General features: G+C 66.0%; 21 protein-coding genes and 1 pseudogene. All 22 read left to right on the top strand.

Features of this window, described 5'->3' with window-relative positions:
• The first annotated feature begins 1 nt into the window (after position 1).
• Positions 2 to 1,402, top strand: a complete 1,401-nt coding sequence (locus ABDW35_RS05545) for a replicative DNA helicase (protein ID WP_343712859.1) — start codon at positions 2 to 4, stop codon at positions 1,400 to 1,402.
• Positions 1,403 to 1,425: 23 nt separating this feature from the next.
• A complete protein-coding gene (locus ABDW35_RS05540) occupies positions 1,426 to 2,274 on the top strand; it encodes a hypothetical protein (protein ID WP_343712858.1) in 849 nt (282 codons plus the stop codon).
• A gap of 65 nt (positions 2,275 to 2,339) precedes the next feature.
• Complete coding sequence (locus ABDW35_RS05535; protein WP_343712857.1) at positions 2,340 to 2,882, top strand: hypothetical protein; 543 nt, start codon at positions 2,340 to 2,342, stop codon at positions 2,880 to 2,882.
• Between the two features lie 173 nt (positions 2,883 to 3,055).
• Entirely contained in the window at positions 3,056 to 3,238 is a 183-nt protein-coding gene (locus ABDW35_RS05530; protein ID WP_343712856.1) for a CsbD family protein, read from the top strand.
• Positions 3,239 to 3,463: 225 nt separating this feature from the next.
• A complete protein-coding gene (locus tag ABDW35_RS05525; protein WP_343712855.1) occupies positions 3,464 to 3,700 on the top strand; it encodes a hypothetical protein in 237 nt (78 codons plus the stop codon).
• Positions 3,701 to 3,729: 29 nt separating this feature from the next.
• A complete protein-coding gene (locus tag ABDW35_RS05520; RefSeq protein WP_343712854.1) occupies positions 3,730 to 4,221 on the top strand; it encodes a hypothetical protein in 492 nt (163 codons plus the stop codon).
• 73 nt (positions 4,222 to 4,294) lie between these two features.
• The gene (locus tag ABDW35_RS05515) at positions 4,295 to 4,510 is read left to right on the top strand and encodes a hypothetical protein (protein WP_343712853.1); all 216 of its coding nucleotides are present in this window, start codon (positions 4,295 to 4,297) and stop codon (positions 4,508 to 4,510) included.
• Positions 4,495 to 5,823, top strand: a complete 1,329-nt coding sequence (locus tag ABDW35_RS05510; protein ID WP_343712852.1) for a terminase family protein — start codon at positions 4,495 to 4,497, stop codon at positions 5,821 to 5,823. The genes ABDW35_RS05515 and ABDW35_RS05510 overlap by 16 nt, the downstream gene beginning before the upstream one ends.
• 22 nt (positions 5,824 to 5,845) lie before the next feature.
• Entirely contained in the window at positions 5,846 to 6,175 is a 330-nt protein-coding gene (locus ABDW35_RS05505) for a hypothetical protein (RefSeq protein WP_343712851.1), read from the top strand.
• 2 nt (positions 6,176 to 6,177) lie between these two features.
• Positions 6,178 to 8,109: a hypothetical protein gene (locus ABDW35_RS05500; protein ID WP_343712850.1), complete on the top strand. Its 1,932-nt coding sequence runs from the start codon at positions 6,178 to 6,180 to the stop codon at positions 8,107 to 8,109.
• Positions 8,106 to 8,399 (top strand): hypothetical protein, encoded by a 294-nt coding sequence (locus ABDW35_RS05495; protein WP_034834430.1) that lies wholly within the window; start codon positions 8,106 to 8,108, stop codon positions 8,397 to 8,399. The genes ABDW35_RS05500 and ABDW35_RS05495 overlap by 4 nt, the downstream gene beginning before the upstream one ends.
• A gap of 52 nt (positions 8,400 to 8,451) precedes the next feature.
• Positions 8,452 to 9,567, top strand: coding sequence for a hypothetical protein (locus tag ABDW35_RS05490; RefSeq protein ID WP_343712849.1), 1,116 nt, complete (start codon positions 8,452 to 8,454; stop codon positions 9,565 to 9,567).
• A 275-nt stretch (positions 9,568 to 9,842) separates the two neighbouring features.
• Positions 9,843 to 10,310 carry a GIY-YIG nuclease family protein gene (locus tag ABDW35_RS05485; RefSeq protein ID WP_343712848.1) on the top strand — a complete coding sequence of 156 codons (468 nt, stop codon included), beginning with the start codon at positions 9,843 to 9,845 and terminating at the stop codon, positions 10,308 to 10,310.
• A gap of 79 nt (positions 10,311 to 10,389) precedes the next feature.
• Positions 10,390 to 11,262, top strand: a pseudogene (locus ABDW35_RS05480) (phage major capsid protein); the annotation flags it as partial.
• A gap of 10 nt (positions 11,263 to 11,272) precedes the next feature.
• Positions 11,273 to 11,566 (top strand): hypothetical protein, encoded by a 294-nt coding sequence (locus ABDW35_RS05475; RefSeq protein ID WP_343712847.1) that lies wholly within the window; start codon positions 11,273 to 11,275, stop codon positions 11,564 to 11,566.
• 48 nt (positions 11,567 to 11,614) lie between these two features.
• Positions 11,615 to 11,770, top strand: coding sequence for a hypothetical protein (locus tag ABDW35_RS05470; protein WP_343712846.1), 156 nt, complete (start codon positions 11,615 to 11,617; stop codon positions 11,768 to 11,770).
• A 3-nt stretch (positions 11,771 to 11,773) separates the two neighbouring features.
• Positions 11,774 to 12,361 carry a hypothetical protein gene (locus ABDW35_RS05465; RefSeq protein ID WP_343712845.1) on the top strand — a complete coding sequence of 196 codons (588 nt, stop codon included), beginning with the start codon at positions 11,774 to 11,776 and terminating at the stop codon, positions 12,359 to 12,361.
• The gene (locus ABDW35_RS05460; RefSeq protein WP_343712844.1) at positions 12,358 to 12,597 is read left to right on the top strand and encodes a hypothetical protein; all 240 of its coding nucleotides are present in this window, start codon (positions 12,358 to 12,360) and stop codon (positions 12,595 to 12,597) included. The genes ABDW35_RS05465 and ABDW35_RS05460 overlap by 4 nt, the downstream gene beginning before the upstream one ends.
• 3 nt (positions 12,598 to 12,600) lie before the next feature.
• Positions 12,601 to 13,308, top strand: a complete 708-nt coding sequence (locus ABDW35_RS05455) for a hypothetical protein (protein WP_343712843.1) — start codon at positions 12,601 to 12,603, stop codon at positions 13,306 to 13,308.
• Positions 13,309 to 13,312: 4 nt separating this feature from the next.
• On the top strand, positions 13,313 to 15,004 hold the full coding sequence (locus ABDW35_RS05450) for a hypothetical protein (RefSeq protein ID WP_343712842.1): 1,692 nt from the start codon (positions 13,313 to 13,315) through the stop codon (positions 15,002 to 15,004).
• Positions 15,005 to 15,063: 59 nt separating this feature from the next.
• Positions 15,064 to 15,432, top strand: a complete 369-nt coding sequence (locus tag ABDW35_RS05445) for a GNAT family protein (RefSeq protein WP_343712841.1) — start codon at positions 15,064 to 15,066, stop codon at positions 15,430 to 15,432.
• The gene (locus tag ABDW35_RS05440) at positions 15,416 to 15,679 is read left to right on the top strand and encodes a hypothetical protein (protein ID WP_343712840.1); all 264 of its coding nucleotides are present in this window, start codon (positions 15,416 to 15,418) and stop codon (positions 15,677 to 15,679) included. The genes ABDW35_RS05445 and ABDW35_RS05440 overlap by 17 nt, the downstream gene beginning before the upstream one ends.
• The last annotated feature ends 124 nt before the right edge of the window (positions 15,680 to 15,803 follow it).

The following is a 15,803-nucleotide window of genomic DNA, read 5'->3' as shown; positions in this document are numbered from 1 at the left end:
CGTGACCGTCATCCCGCTTCGGCCAGATGGCGCGCCGCAGGATATCGAAGCCGAGCAGTGGCTCCTTGAGGGGCTGCTGCAGGCGCCCAGCCGCGTGGCTGAATGCGCCGAGATCGTGCGGCCGGACGATTTCCACGATGAGGGCTATGGCGCCCTGTTCCGCGCGCTGATCGAGATCGACAGCCGCGGCACGCCGGTGACGACAGCGGACCTGATCACCATCATGGGCGCCGGCGACAGGGCGCAGGAGTGGCAGAACGCCATCGGCGCCATGCGGGGCAGCATGGCTGCCACCGATCTCCGAACGCTGAGCGGCTACGCCCGGAAGATTGCCGACACGGCAATGCGCCGAGCCCTGATCACCGTATCACAACGGCTCGCCCTGCAGGCGGTCGAAGGCAAGGACGCCACTGCCGTCCTGCGCGAGGCCGAGACTACTCTGGCGGACCTGGAGCAGCGCGGCGGCGGTGACAAGGGGCTGCGCGACATGGGTGCGGTCATGCGCTCGACCCTGCAGCACCTGGAGGCGGTGATGCGCGGGGACGCCGCCATCGCCGGGAAGCCGACCGGCGTCGGCGACCTCGACAAGGCTCTGGGCGGCGCCCGGAACGGCAACCTGATCATCTATGCGGCGCGGCCGGGCATGGGCAAGACCGCTCTAGCCATCAATGCGGCGGAGGCGACGGCCAGGGCCGGCGGCTTCGTCGCCTTCTACAGCCACGAGATGTCCCGAGAGCAGATCGGGCAGCGGATCATTGCCGCCAGGACCGGCATCCCGATCGACCGGCAGCAGAGTGGGCCGCTGACTCCCGAGGATTGGCGCCGCATCTGCGCCGTGTCGGCGGACATCGCGGAACTTCCCATGGAGATCGACGACGGCCGCCACAAGACCGTCGCCTCGATGGTAGCCAGCGCACGGCGCCTGCAGCGCCGGCGCGGCTTGGCGCTGATCGTGGTCGACTACATCCAGCTTCTGGTCGGCGGCGACACCAGGAACCGCGTCGAGGAGGTGAGCCGCATCACCCGGGACCTGAAGCTCGCGGCCAAGGACCTGGACGTGCCGATCATTGCCCTGTCGCAGCTCTCCCGCGAGGTTGAGAAGCGCGATGACAAGCGACCCTTGAAGAGCGACCTGCGCGACTCCGGCTCGATCGAGCAGGATGCGGATCAGATCGTGTTCATCTACCGGCCGGAGTACTACCTGCGAGAGCCGGAACGAAAGGAGGGAGAGGACGGCGTCAAGTTCATGGCGCGGCAGACAGCCTATGAGGAGCAGGCCCAGGAGATCCGCGGCCTGGCCGAACTGATTGTCGCCAAGAACCGGCACGGACGGGAGTGCACCGTCCGGTCGCATTGGGACGGGGAACGCCAGCGCTTCAGCGACCTGGATTGGAGGCGCTGAGCGTGCCGGCCAAGCATCCCTGGATGAAGTTCTTCCCCTCGGATTGGCAGGCGGAACAGCTGCTGGGCATGTGTAGCCTGGCCGCCCGTGGTCTGTGGATGGAGATGCTCGCGATCATGCATCGCGCCGACCCATATGGGCACCTTCTCGTGAACGGAAAGAAGCCGAGTGACGAGCAGCTTGCGGCGCTCGCCAGAGCTCCGGTGGACCAGGTACGGGCACTGACCCAAGAGCTGGAACAAGCCGGAGTGTTCAGCCGAACCCGCAACGGTACGATCTACTCCAGGCGGATGACCACGGACGAGAAGCGGCGCAAGGACGGCGAAACAGCGGCGAGAACCGGTGCGAAAGTGCCTGGTTCGCGTCGCCATCAAGTTGCTGAAAGAAAACAAGAAAGTAGGCCACCCCCTGGGGTGGTCGATAGGGCGGCATCGCAACCACCCCATCACCCAGAAGCCAAAAGCCAGAATATCCCCCTTCGCCCCCTTTCGTCGAAGAAGGTGACATCGCTCGATCAACTCGACATGGGCGAGTTGGAGGCATGGGCCATAACCGCGGCGCCAAACGCCAATGTCCGCCGGGAAGTGGAAAAGGCGAAGCTCTGGACAGCATCGAAGGGACGGCGCCACCGGGACGCAACGGCATTCATGAAAACCTGGCTGATGAAGGCCAGCGACGACGTCGGGCCGCCCAGCGAGCCCCTTGATTCGGGAGATCAGAAATTCCCGCCAGGCAGCGCGATTGCCCGTGCGATCGAGCGTGCCCTGACGCGCCTCGAGAAGGACAGGGCGAGGGAGATCTACCGCCTCGCTGAAACGTCCATGCCGGATGCTGAGCGCATGGCGGCAACCTATCTTGGAGAAGCAGCGTGACAAAACGTCGGAAAAGGCCAGGCCGCCCCCGGAGGGCCACGGCGCCGCGGCATCCGAGCGGGCAGGTGGTCCGCGAAACAGCCGAGCCCGTCACGCCAGAGCTCGCCGCGAAGCGTGCATCGGCGACCGGTGGAGGCGAGGACGCTTGGCGTGACCAAGTCGGCGGTACGGTGCTCGGCGCGCTCTACCGACTCGGTCGGCTGGCGCAAGACGAGAAGGAGGCGCCGGGCGTCGCCACCGGCCGGTATCTCGCCGGGCTCGACTATGCCGACCTGATGGAGCGCGTGGGCCGACAGATCGCGGCTCCCCGCGGCATGGTGCAGAAGCCCCAGGGGCGATCTCTGTCCGCCGACGATGCCGAAGCGTTCGCGAGAACCATGGCGCAGTACCGGGAGACGCTCGCCGCTCTCGGTAGGCTCGATCACCGCTGCCGCATCGCGCTCTCGCTGGCTTGTCCGGATCCGGCGGCGGACGTGGAGGCCCTGTTGCCCAAGGCGGTCTCCGCGGCTCCGCTGATTCGGGATGCGCTGGACGCGCTGGTGCGCTCGGCGCCGAGGATCAAGGCGGCGGGACGATCTGCAGTCGATGCGATGAAGGAGGCTGCATAGCCTCGCATCTGAGGCTTGTGCTCTCGCCTGAGATATGCTCAATTACCGAAATGCAGGGTGACGTCGTGCGCCCGAACAGAGCCCGCCCCGGGGTAACCGGCGGCGGGCTCTGCTTTTGGAACGCAGCGATCCGGCGTCCTGTTGTCCCTCCGTAGCAACCGGAGGAATCCGCTATGGATAAGGATCGCGTGGCCGGAGCTGCAAAGCAGGCCAAGGGCGCAATCAAGGACGCCGCCGGCAAGGTCACGGGCGACCGTGAGACTCAGGCCGAAGGCAAGATGGACAAGGCCGAGGGTAAGGTTCAGAAGGAAGTCGGAAAGGCGAAGGATGCCGTCCGGGACAAGCTGGACCGCTAGCCCTTGAGCTTCTGAAATCAGCCCGTCGCCGGGAGACCGGTGGCGGGCTTTTCGCTGATCAGAGCCTTTGCTATTCTGCCGATCCGGGTTATCGGCTGATGGGGACGATGAGTCTCCGCCAGCACCGGATTGCGAGGGTGGGCTTCATGCTCATCTTTGCCTCCAGGTTAACGACTCCGATCCGCCCCAGAGCAATCCGGGGCGGTTTTTCTTTCGGGAGCCGGCATGTCGTACCAGACGATCGACACGCCTCCACCGCCCGCGACCCGCGTCCTGTTCTACGGTGACGCCCTGGCCGGCGGGAAAGACCATGAGATCGGCTTCCGGATCGAGAGCACCCGCGAATGGTGGGAACGCATCTCGCCCACCGTCATGGAGCTGAGGACCGAGACGACGTCGACCTGGAGCGTGCAGACGATCCGGCCGACGCACTGGCGCTATCTCGACGCGCCGGATGTTTGATTTCCCGGACATCAACCGGCAGGAATCGAATGAAGCTGACACCTGCGGAGCGGGCTGCCAAATGGCGCCTGGAGAATCCCGAGAAATACGCAGCCAGCATTGAGCGTAGTCGCCAGCGCAGGAAAGAGCGCTGGGCGGACTTTCTCGCTGCTGAGCGAGCTCGGTATGCTGCGGACCCGGCAAGGAAGCTGGCGCAGCAGAAGGCGGCCAGACAGGCCGAACCGGAGAAGTTCAAGGCGCGTGTGCGCCGCTCACATGCTGCGAAGCCATACAAGGCAGTCGCGCACTGCGCGAAGAGACGAGCCGGGCCGGCTGTGCCGCCGTGGGCTGATTTGGTCGCCATCGAGCGGCTGTACGCGGAAGCCCACCGCCTGACGATTGAGACCGGTGAAAGGTGGGAGGTGGATCACGAAATCCCCCTTGCGCATGAGTTGGTTTCTGGCCTGCATGTGAGCGAGAACCTTCGGGTCATTCCGATGACCGAGAACAGGACGAAGTTCAATCGCTTCGTGCTTGATTGATTATCAAGAAATCAAGATGGCACACGGCGGCAGGCGCGCTGGAGCTGGACGGCCAAAGGGCGCAGCTTCGAGGATGAACGAGCGGGCGAGGGAATTGGCGGCGAACGGAGGAGTCACGCCGCTCGATTTCTTGCTCGGCATCATGCGTGACGATGGCAATGAGATGCCGATGCGTGTCGACGCCGCTAAGGCGGCGGCGCCATATGTGCATGCTCGGCTGTCCAGCGTTGAGGTGGGTGGCGCTGAGGACGCCCCCATCAAACTGGAGGTGGTGTGGCAAGCCGAGTGAGGCGGATCGTTATCCCGTACTCGCCTCGGCATGTCTTCTGCCCATATCACGAAAGGAAAGAGCGCTTCGCGGTGGTGGTGGCTCATCGCCGGTGCGGGAAGACGGTCGCGACGATCAACGACATGATCCGCCGCGCGATCCTGGACCGAACGGGTGACGCGAGGTTCGCCTACATCGCGCCTCTGTTCGTGCAGGCGAAGGATGTAGCTTGGCACTACCTCAAACGGTTCTCACAGCCGCTGCTCGCTACGCCTCCAAACGAGAGCGAGCTGAGGGTAGACCTGATCAACGGGTCCCGCATCCGGCTCTATGGGGCTGACAATCCTGATCGGATGCGTGGGTTGGCGTTATCGGGCGTCGTGCTCGACGAATATGCCGACATGCACCCGGGAGTGTGGGGCGAAGTCATCCGGCCGGCGCTTGCTGATCGGCAAGGGTGGGCGACCTTTATCGGGACACCGAAGGGTCGGAACAGCTTTTGGGAGATGTACGACCGAGCTGGGCGAGAGCCGGGCTGGATGCAGCTGATGATGCGAGCATCAGAGACCGGGCTTCTGCCGCCTGAAGAACTTGCAGCCGCTGCGAAGGATATGACTCCCGAGCAGGTGGCCCAAGAGTTCGAGTGCAGCTTTGAGGCTGCGATCCTGGGCGCCTACTACGGCAAGGGCATCGCCGAGGCCGAGCGCCAGGGCCGCATCACGGACGTGCCGTACGATCCGGATCTGCCGGTGCACACGGCATGGGATCTCGGGCGGCGGGACAGCACGGCGATCTGGTTCTTCCAGGTGGCCGCGAACCAGATCCGCTGGATCGACTTCTACGAGAACAGCGGTGAGGACCTTGAGCACTATGTGATGGTGCTGCGGTCGAAGCCATATCGGTACGGCACCGACTGGATGCCCCATGACGCCAAGGTCAAGGTGCTGGGGATGAAGAAGACCCGCGTGGAGACGCTGGTCGAGCTGAAGCGCAATCCAAGGCTGGTGCCGGACCACAAGGTGATGGACGGCATCAACGCCGGCCGGCTGACGCTGGAGCGGTCGTGGTTCGACAAGACGAACTGCGCGCTCGGGCTTGAGGCGCTGCGGCAGTACCGCACCGAGTACGACGAGAAGAAGAGGGCGTTCAGGGACACGCCGCGGCATGACTGGACGAGCCATTGCGCCGATGCGTTCCGCTATGGGGCGATGGCCTGGCGCGCGGTCGACCCGCCGGCAGCGCCGCCGCCTCCGCCGCCCCTGCGCGGCATTCGAGAGATGACCTTTGACGAGGCGCTGAAGCGGGTGCAGCGGCCGAAGCGGACGAGGATCTGAGCAACTTCAACGGAGCAATGTGATGAACGGTCCCCAGCATTTCTATGGTGGCACGACATTAGGCTTGGACGCCGATCTTGCTGTGGCCACGCAGCCGGCGACCTCGCTGGAGGTGATGACGGCTCGCGCCGAGAAGCTGGCGTGCTGGGCCGATGACCTGCAGAGCAGGCTGGATCGCAGCCTGCAGGCACTGGTAGGGCCGCGTGCTCCGGCCGCAGATTCGGAGCAGGCGCAGCAGATCCGCGCGCCAGGCGGCTATCTGGAGCAGCTGCATGAGCGCCTGGATCGGCTGGAGAATGCACTGAGGGCGATCGAAGGCGTGTCGGACGGCTTCCGTGGGGCTGTAGGCTGATCATGGCGGACACGGCGCGGCAGGACGTGGAGAAGACCGCCGCGCCTGACAGCACCGTCGCGCGCTGGGTGCGGGAGATCGACGCCTACGACAAGGCCATGCAGGGCTGGACCAAGCGCGGCAAGGAGATCACCAAGCGTTACGCCGACCAGAACGAGCAGAGCGACCAGCCGCGCGAGGCGCGCAGGTTCGCCATCCTCTGGTCGAACGTCGAGACGATCCGCCCGGCGCTCTATGCCCGGACGCCGCAGGCCACGGCGAGCCGGCGCTACAAGGACAACGACCCCATCGCCAAGCAGGCGTCGGAGATCCTGGAACGGGCGCTGAACTACTCGCTCGACGCCAACGACTTCGACGGCACGCTGCAGGACGACGTGCAGGATCTGCTGCTGCCGGGCCGCGGCTCCGTCTGGGTCCGGTACGAGCCGTCGATGAAGACGGTGACGCCGCCGCCTGATCCGCTGACAGGCGAGCAGCCCGAGCCGTTCGAGCAGCTCGACTATGAGCGCGTGCTGGCCGAGTACGTCGACTGGCGCGACTTCGGCCATACCGTGGCGCGGACCTGGCGCGAGGTGTGGGCGGTGTGGCGGCGCTCCTACCTGACCAAGGAGCAGTTGCAGAAGCGGTTCCCGAAGACGTGGTCGAAGATCCCGCTGAACCATAAGCCGGTGGCCGAGGGGCAGCAGGGGTCGACCGATGCCCCGTCCGTGACGGACAAGGCCGAAGTGTTCGAGATCTGGTCGAAGCGCGACCGCAAGGTGTTCTTCATCGTCAAGGGGATGGCCGAGCCGGCCGGCGTCGAGGATCCGTTCCTGCACTTTGACGGCTTCTTCCCGTGCCCGCGCCCGATCTACTCGTCTCGCACGACGAAGAGCCTGATCCCCACGCCCGACTACGTCTACTACCAGGACCAGGCGGAGGAGATCGACAAGCTCACCGAGCGGATCGGCAAGCTGGGTGATGCGCTGAAGCTGGCCGGCGTCTATCCGGCGGATGACAAGGGCAGCAACGCCATTGAGCGGCTGCTGGATCCGACCACCGACAACATCCTGATCCCGATCGACAGCTGGGCGGCATGGGCCGAGCGCGGCGGCGTCAAAGGCGTGATCGAATGGCTGCCGATCGACATGGTGGTCGAGGTGCTGAAGGGCTGCATCGAGGCTCGCAAGCAGCTGATCGAGGACGTCTACCAGATCACCGGCATCAGCGACATCCTGCGCGGCGTGTCCGAGGCCAGCGAGACGGCCACCGCGCAGAACATCAAGAGCCAGTGGGGCAGCCTCCGCATCCGCGACCGGCAGAAGGAGGTCGCCCGGTTCGCCCGCGACACGATCCGCCTGATGGGCGAGGTGATCGCTGAGGTGTTTCAGCCCGAGACGCTGCAGCAGATGACCGGCATGCAGGTGACCGACGAGGTGATGGCCCTCCTGCGCAACAACATGGTCCGCTGCTTCCGCATCGACATCGAGACGGACAGCACCATCGAGCCGAACGAGGAAGAGCAGAAGAAGAGCGCGACCGAGTTCGTCGCCATGGTCGGCCAGTTCCTGCAGCAGGCCGGGCCGATCGCTGCCCAGGCGCCGCAGATGATGCCGATGATGGGCGAGATGCTGATGTTCGCGGTGCGCAACTTCCGCGCCGGCCGGTCGCTGGAGGACGTGATCGAGCAGACCATGGGTGCGATGGCCCAGCAGGCCATGCAGCCGAAGCCGCCGGCGCCTGACCCGAACATGGTGAAGGTCCAGGGCCAGTTGGAGGCTGACAAGCAGCGCATGGGCATGGAGCAGCAGATGCAGGCCCATGAGATGCAGCTGAAGGAACAAGCACAGAACCACGACATGGCGCTGAAGGAGCGTCAGACGATGCTGAACGCAGCGATCAAGGCCGCTCAGCCGGCGCCGCAGCCGGCCGGGCCGAGAGGGCCTGTGCAGTGAGCCGCCGCCTGATCTGGCATCCCGTCCGCCGGGAGTGGGTTGAGCCCCATGAACGTCTGGTACGCAATGTTCGCTTCGGCCGCGCCCCGATGGTCATCAGCGGCCATCTCGACGACGTCCTGAACCACGCGGACGGGAAGCGGTACAGCGACAAGCGGGCCTACGAGCGCGCCGTGCGGGCCGCCGGCTGCGAAATCGTCGGCAACGAGCATCTGCCCGACACCAAGCCGGCGGAGATGCCGCCGGTCGAGCCCGACATCGTGCGGGCGCTGGAGGAATTGGGCGCCTGAGCCCGACTAGCGGCGCGGACATCAACCGCGGCTGCGCAACCCCGAAGGACGAATGACCGACCTGAGCAACGGCGCCGCTGACGCGGCTGTCGACGACGATCTGCATGCCGATCTGGCCGCCGCATTCGACATGCCGGCCGATGCTGGCACCACCGCCGACGCTGGCCAGCCCGACGCCGGAGCGCAGCCGGCACCGCAGGACGGCCCCACACGCGACGAGCAGGGGCGGTTCGCGGTGAAGCCAGTCGATGCCACTGCCAAGTCGCAGGACGCGCAGCAGCAAGCCGCGGCGGCGCAGCCGGCTCAGGCCGCTCAGCAGGGCCAGCAGCAGGCCACGCAGACGCCGCCGGCCGATGCGGGCGCGCTCCGCCCGCCGCCGGGCTGGTCAATCGGCGCCAAGGCCGCGTTCGCCGCCCTGCCGAAAGAGGTGCAGGAGGCCGTCGCCAAGCGCGAGCAGGAGGTCAACGACGGCCTCGCCAAGCTGGCGGAGTACAAGGGTATCGACAAGGCCTTGGAGCCCTACGCCGGCGCGATGACGATGCGCGGCGTGACGCCGGCTCAGGCCATCAAGCAGCTTTTCGATGCGCAGGCAGTCTTGGACCGCGATCCCGTCAACGGCATCGCGTGGCTTGCACGATCCTACGGGGTCGATCTGAGACAGTTCGCACCGCAGCCGGGCAACGGCCAGCAGCCGGGACATCAACCCAACCCGCTGGCGCAGTACCTTCAGCCACTGGTGCAGGAGATCAACGCTCTCAAGGGCCAATTCACCACGCAGCAGCAGCAGGCCGTCGAATATCAGCGTTCGACCGCCTTGGCCGAGATCCAGGCGTTCGCCGCCGATCCGAAGCGCGTCTATTTCGAGGATCTGAAGGACGACATGGCCCTTCTGATCCAAGGTGGGCGCGCGAAGGATCTGGGCGAGGCCTACGACATGGCCGCCTGGGCTCACCCGGAAATCCGCGCCGCGCTCATCAAGGAGCAGCAGGCCGCGGCACAGGCTGAGACCCAGCGCAAAGCTGCGGAGGTCGCCGCCAAGGCGCGGCAGGCCGGCGGGAGCCTCACCGGGGCACCGGTTCCGGGCTCGCAGAGCCTGGGCGCCGCCCCTCCCGACTCAATCGAGGCCGCTCTGAACCAGGCATGGTCCGAGGCGAGCGGTCGTCTGTGAGGTAGCCAATGGCATCCCCCAACCTGACGGAAATCGTCACGACCACTCTCCGGAACCGCTCCGGAAAGCTGGCCGACAACGTTTAACCATCGAGGACGTTGTAAAACCGGGTGAATTCGGTGAACGCTGAGATGCCAACACCGAGCCAAGACACTAAAGCAGCAGAATAATCTGCGAGAGTAGTGTAAGGTGTAACGACTAGGTCCCGCGCGAAAGCAGTAATGGACCCACGAGCGCCCGGCCCTGTTCTTCACAGCCAGAGAGGGGAATCCCGAATGGCCACGATCTACGCTCTGAGATGTCTCAAGTCCGACATGGCTTATGTCGGATGCACCAAGGGAAAGATTGCCAAGCGGATGCGGGAGCACCGCTGCCTCCTCAACCAGGGAGCGCACAAGGTCCAGAGGCTCCAGGAAGAATGGAAGCTGCACGGGCCTTTCGCCTTCGTCATCACGGCACTGGAGACGGTGCCGGATGACATCGAGGCGAAGCGCGAGGCTGAATTGCGGTGGCAAGATCACTTCGCCAAGGACGGACGGCTCTACAATGAGCACAGGACGTCATTCGCGCCGACACCGGAGGCGATCCGGAAGGGGCAACCGATCGCGACAGCGATGGTCGGGCGGAAGTGGACGGTGGAGGCCAACCTGAAGCGCAGGCTGGCACAGCTGGGCAAGCCCAAGGGGCACGGAGCGAAGATCAGCGCTACCAAGCGCGCCCGTCGTGAACAGGTGATGAGATAGTCTGCTCTGCAGCGAACAAGGAAGCTGCAGGAGCCCCGGATAAAGAGCCGGGGACGTAAACAGTAGGACGAAGAACAACGCGATCCTGGCCAAGCTCGCCAGCAAGGGCAATGCCAAGCCGGCGGCCGGCGGTCGCACGCTGGTGCAGGAGCTGGAATACGCCGAGAACTCGACGTTCCAGTACTACAGCGGCTATCAGCTGCTCGATGTCAGCCCGTCCGACGTGTTCACGGCGGCCGAGTTCGACTGGAAGCAGGGCGCCGTGGCCGTGACCATCTCCGGCCTGGAAGGCCGCGTCCAGAATGCCGGCAAGGAGCAGATCATCGATCTGCTGTCGAGCCGCATCCGGAACGCCGAGCGGACGATGAAGAACAACATCTCGCTCGGCTGCTACGCGGACGGCACCGGCTCCGGCGGCAAGGAGATGGGCGGCCTGCAGCTGCTCGTGCCGAAGGACCCGACCACCGGCACCGTGGGCGGCATCAACCGGGCCACCTGGACCTTCTGGCGCAACCAGCAGGTGCAGGACGCGACCATGACCAGCGCGACCATCCAGCCGAAGATGCAGCAGCTGTACCTGCAGTGCTCGCGCGGCAAGGACCAGCCGGACCTGGGCATCGCCGACAACAACGCCTACATGGCCTACTGGCAGTCGCTGAACCCGATCCAGCGGATCACCAACACCGATACCGCGAACGCCGGGTGGAAGAACCTGGAGTTCGTCGGCATGCCGATCGTCTTCGACGGCGGCATCGGCGGCGGATGCCCGGCCAACACGATGTACTTCCTGAACACGGACTACATCTTCTACCGGCCGCACAGCGCCACCAACATGGTCCCGATGGACGACGTCCGGGCGATCAACCAGGACGCCACGGTTCAGATGATCCTCTGGGCCGGCAACATGACCCTGAGCAACGCCATGCTCCAGGGCATCCTCTGGAAGTCGTAAGGAGGCGACCATGGCGCACAGCGTCTACACCATCGAGCCGGGCCTCGGGATCGACATCCTCGCGGCCCCGTCCACCACGCTCGCCGACTTCGGCGGTATCCAGCCGGGGACCAAGGTCGTCGGCTCGGACGGCCTGAACTACATCCTGGCGAAAGCGAGCGCCAACATCGCGGCGGCGACGGCGATCATCGTCACCCCGGGCACCGGATCGGCTGCGGCCGGCGCCGGCAGCTACAGCACCAAGGCCGGCCAGGCCGTGACCACCGGCCAGTACTTCTGGGCCATCGGCAACGCCGTGACCTGATCAACGAGGGGCGGTCTCCGGGCCGCCCCGCTTCTTTTGGAGACAATGATGCTCACCAACCTTCGTCTGCGGCTGATCAGCCTTCTGATCGGCACGGATCTGGCCGTGGTGGCGAACGTCGCCCACGCCGGCTTCGCGGTCGGCAAACGGTCGTGCCTGGTCAAAGCGAACTTCTACGCACCCGACGCCCTGTCCAAGGTCTGAACCATGGACAAACCCCTGTTCAAGACCAGCGACGGCCTGTGGCTGCGGCTGGAATGGCAGACGCGCGTCAACGACGCGGCGTCCGAGGCTGAAGGCCGGCCGATCCATGACCGCGTGCTGGTCGGCTACATCATCGTTCCGGGCAGTCGGGACGAGGTGAGCCGCGTCGTTGAGCGGCACCTGCCAGACGGCAAGATCGTGCCGGACGGCGACTGGTCGAAGCGCTTTGCCGACCATGTCGACGTGTTCAAGCGGGAAGGGGCTTCTGGCGCGCTGACCGGCACGCCCCTGAAGGCATGGCCGGTGATCGACGCCCGGCAGGCCGCAGACCTGGCCGCCCTGCAGATCCACACGGTGGAGGACATCGCCGACCTGTCGGACGGCAACCTCGCCAAGATCGGCATCGGCGCCCGCGAGCTGCAGGCGAAGGCCAAGGCGTTCCTCGCCGCCGCGAAGGGCTCGGCAGAGGTGCAGCGCCTGGCGGCCGAGAACGAGCGCAAGGACGCCCGGATTTCGCAGCTCGAACAGCAGCTGCGCGATCTGTCGAGCAAGGTCGAAGCCCTGATGACCGAGAAGCAGGAGGCCGCATGAGCCGCGACCGCAACGCCGCGCCGGATGTCGGCGCCAAGTTCAGCCTGTCGGACGACGGCGAGGAGCTGTTCAGCTTCGTCATCGACCACGGCACCACGATCGGCCCGCGCCCGGCGACGGACGAGGACCGGGAGAAGCACGCGGAGGCCTACGAGGCATTCCTGGCCAGCGTGGCTGAGCCCGAGGGCGATGATCCGGCGCCCAAGCGCCGCCCGGGTCGTCCGCGGAAGGCCTGATCCATGACGCTGCTCTCGATCGTCCAGGATGTCGCGCTGGAGGTTGGCGTGCCGGCGCCGACCGCGGTGGTGGGCTCCCTGGACCTGCAGACGAGGCAGCTTCAGAGGATCGCCCAGAAGGAGGCGACCGCGCTTGCCCAGCGGTCGAACTGGACGCGGCTGATCGTGCCGTTCGAGTTCACGACCGTCGCCGGCATGCCGCAGCCCGGCGCACTGCCGGCCGAGATGAACCGCCTGTCAGCCGGCCGCGTCATCTGGTGGGTCGACATGTTCCGCCCGATCCTGGGGCCGCTGACGCCCGAGGAATGGGCCGCGGCCATCAGCCGGCCCGTCAGCCCTGGCCTGTGGGGCTATTGGCGCATCATCGGCGAGGATCTGAACATCTACCCGGCGCCGGCGGACGGGCAGACGGTGCGTGGTGAGTGCATCAGCAGCAACTGGTGCATCCATGCCGGTACGCCGGAGACCTATGGCGACCGGTGGACAGCGGACACCGACACGACGCGGCTCGATGAAGAGCTGATCACGCTCGGCATGATCTGGCGGTGGCGGCAGACCAAGGGGCTCGACTACGCCGAGGACATGGCGACCTACGAGCGCCAGGTCGAGCAGGCGGCGGCGCGCAACGGCGGCATGAAGGATATCAACATGAGCGCCACCCGCTACCGCTGGCCGGGCTTCAACTGGTCGCAGACCATCAACGTGGTGTGACGTGGTGCGGACGGCTCTTCGCGCCAACCCGACACGGCAGCGGGTCTCCGTCGCTGGTACCATCCCGGCACCGGTCAAGGGCTGGATGGCGCTCGACAGCCTCGCGAAGATGCCCGAGGACAGCGCCGTCAAGCTGGTGAACTGGTTCCCGACGCCGACCGACGTGGCCCTGCGGCGCGGCTCGCAGATGTGGGCGCAGAACATCACCGGGCCGGTCACGACGCTGATGGTGTGGAAGGGGCCGACGCGGCAGAAGCTGTTCGCGGTCGGAAGCGGCAAGATCTGGGACGTCACCACGCAGAGCTTCGAGCAGGAGACGCTGTGGGACGTGTTTCCCGGCGCCCTGGCTCCGGCAACCGATTGGGATACACCGACGCCCGAGCCGGTCGAGACGCTGTGGGACGATGCGGAGATCGACAACAAGGTCGACACCGGGGTCGTCAGCCTGGACGGCTGGTGGCAGTGGATCAATTTCTCGAACAGCGGCGGCAACTGGCTGATCGCGGTCAACGGCGCGCAGCAGCGCCAGGTCTACGACGGGTCGACCTGGAGCACGGCGCCGGCCATCACGGGTGTGGACAGCGCGAAGCTGATCAACATCTTCGAGCACAAGCGCCGCATCTGGTTCATCGAGAAGGACTCCACCCGCGCCTGGTATCTCGACACCGACGCCATCGGCGGCGCGGCGACACAGTTCGACCTTGGCCCGCTCATGTCGGCCGGCGGCTACCTGGTGGCCGGCGGAAGCTGGACGATCGACGGCGGCTTCGGCCCGGACGACTACGCCTTCTTCCTGACGAGCGAAGGGCAGCTCATCGTCTATCTCGGGACCAACCCGAGCGATGCCAACAGCTGGGGCATCAAGGGGACCTTCCAGGTCGGCCGGCCGCTGGGGAGGCGCTGCCTCACCAAGGTCGGGGCGGACATCGCGATCACCTGCGAGGACGGGGTTATCTCGCTCGCGAAGTCGCTGACGCTGGACCGGTCGTCGGCGCAGCAGGCCGCGATTACCAAGAACATCCAGGATGCCTTCAACAACGCTGTGCGGGCGACAGGCGCTCTGCGTGGCTGGCAGATGATGTCCTACCCGGTCGGCACCATGGCGATCGTCAACGTGCCGACGTCGTCCGCTTCCGCCGTCCAGTATGTGATGAACACGATCACAGGCGCATGGTGCCAGTTCCAGGGCATGAACGCGGCCTGCTGGGCGCTAATGGACGGCAAGGCATATTTCGGCACCTGGGATGGGCAGGTGGGGCTGTCCGACAGCGGCGTCAGCGATGTGGGGGCGATCAGCCTCTCGGCCGACATCGTGACGGCCTTCAACTACCTGAAGCCGCAGGCGCAGCAGAAGCAGATGAAGATGCTGCGGCCGGTGATCCAGGGCGACACGACGGTCGCCCCGGCGGTCGACGTGTCCACCGACTTCTCCATCCGCACGCCGCAGGGCGTGTTGAGCCCGATCATCCCGAACGGGCCGCGGTGGGACTTCGCCATCTGGGACCAGGCCGTCTGGACCGAAGAGGTCCCGCAGGTGCGGCTCGAATGGACCACGGTGTTCGGGCTTGGCTACACCTTTGCCGCCACGATGAACCTGACGGTCACGCCGCCGCTTGGCCGCAACGACCTGATCGAGGGCGTGGATGTGCGGGTCGTGTCCTTCGACACGATCTATGAGCCAGGGGCCCTGATGTGAGGCTGCTCTACGGCGCAGACGAGGCCGTTGGAGCATGGGTGCAGAGCCGGATCCCGAGCATGCCGCGTCTCCCGGTGCCGTATGTCGGCATCGGCGTGATCCAGGGCGCGCAGCTCGTCGCGGGCGTGCTGTTCCACGGCTACAGCCCGGAGTTCGGAGCGATCGAGGTCAGCATCGCGGCCGACACGCCGCGGTGGATCAGCCGCAACCGCGTCTCGATGATCCTGGGATACCCGTTCCGCCAGCTCGGATGCGGGCGGGTAGGGGCGGCGATCATGGCCTCGAACAGCCGGTCGATCCGGCTTTGCGAAGGGCTCGGCTTCCAGCGTGAGGGGCTTCTTCGGCGAGGCTTCGGCCGCGATGACGCGGTTGTCCTCGGGCTGCTGAAGGAAGATTGGGAAAGGGGCCAGTATGGCAACGTTTCTTGACATGCTGCAGAGCGCGGCGGGCGGCGGCGACAACAACATCAACATGCCGCGGCTCAACCCGATCGTCGGACAGCCGCAGACGATGGACGCCCTCGCGCAGGCGGTCATGGCGCGCGGCACCGGCGGCCTGCAGCCTGGCTCGATGCCGGGCCGCGTCGCGATGCCGACCTTCAACTCCGGCTATGCCCAGCAGTACGGCAACCTGATGGACGCGATGATGAGCCGCTATCCGGGCCAGCTTCGGTAGGGTGGGTCGGTGTTCGATGCGCAGCCGAGCGCGCAAGCCCGAGCAGTGATGCCGCAGCAGCAGCCTGCCGCGCCGGCCGCACCGATGGCGCCGCCGCAGCCGCCGCAGACATCGGTCAAGCCGA

The sequence above is a fragment of the Inquilinus sp. genome (genome assembly GCF_039594555.1).
Lineage (GTDB): Bacteria > Pseudomonadota > Alphaproteobacteria > DSM-16000 > Inquilinaceae > Inquilinus.
The sequence above is the reverse complement of the archived record's forward strand: the minus strand, read 5'-3'. Positions and strand labels throughout refer to the sequence as shown.

Bases quoted from the DNA above. Each gene is read 5' to 3' on its own strand.
- ABDW35_RS05505 (WP_343712851.1), top strand. From the start codon at position 5,846: ATGAACGGTCCCCAGCATTTCTATGGTGGCACGACATTAGGCTTGGAC.
- ABDW35_RS05445 (WP_343712841.1), top strand. From the start codon at position 15,064: ATGCCGCGTCTCCCGGTGCCGTATGTCGGCATCGGCGTGATCCAGGGC.
- ABDW35_RS05525 (WP_343712855.1), top strand. From the start codon at position 3,464: ATGTCGTACCAGACGATCGACACGCCTCCACCGCCCGCGACCCGCGTC.
- ABDW35_RS05490 (WP_343712849.1), top strand. From the start codon at position 8,452: ATGACCGACCTGAGCAACGGCGCCGCTGACGCGGCTGTCGACGACGAT.
- ABDW35_RS05470 (WP_343712846.1), top strand. From the start codon at position 11,615: ATGCTCACCAACCTTCGTCTGCGGCTGATCAGCCTTCTGATCGGCACG.
- ABDW35_RS05540 (WP_343712858.1), top strand. From the start codon at position 1,426: ATGAAGTTCTTCCCCTCGGATTGGCAGGCGGAACAGCTGCTGGGCATG.
- ABDW35_RS05515 (WP_343712853.1), top strand. From the start codon at position 4,295: ATGAACGAGCGGGCGAGGGAATTGGCGGCGAACGGAGGAGTCACGCCG.
- ABDW35_RS05485 (WP_343712848.1), top strand. From the start codon at position 9,843: ATGGCCACGATCTACGCTCTGAGATGTCTCAAGTCCGACATGGCTTAT.
- ABDW35_RS05465 (WP_343712845.1), top strand. From the start codon at position 11,774: ATGGACAAACCCCTGTTCAAGACCAGCGACGGCCTGTGGCTGCGGCTG.
- ABDW35_RS05500 (WP_343712850.1), top strand. From the start codon at position 6,178: ATGGCGGACACGGCGCGGCAGGACGTGGAGAAGACCGCCGCGCCTGAC.
- ABDW35_RS05520 (WP_343712854.1), top strand. From the start codon at position 3,730: ATGAAGCTGACACCTGCGGAGCGGGCTGCCAAATGGCGCCTGGAGAAT.
- ABDW35_RS05475 (WP_343712847.1), top strand. From the start codon at position 11,273: ATGGCGCACAGCGTCTACACCATCGAGCCGGGCCTCGGGATCGACATC.
- ABDW35_RS05530 (WP_343712856.1), top strand. From the start codon at position 3,056: ATGGATAAGGATCGCGTGGCCGGAGCTGCAAAGCAGGCCAAGGGCGCA.
- ABDW35_RS05440 (WP_343712840.1), top strand. From the start codon at position 15,416: ATGGCAACGTTTCTTGACATGCTGCAGAGCGCGGCGGGCGGCGGCGAC.
- ABDW35_RS05460 (WP_343712844.1), top strand. From the start codon at position 12,358: ATGAGCCGCGACCGCAACGCCGCGCCGGATGTCGGCGCCAAGTTCAGC.
- ABDW35_RS05455 (WP_343712843.1), top strand. From the start codon at position 12,601: ATGACGCTGCTCTCGATCGTCCAGGATGTCGCGCTGGAGGTTGGCGTG.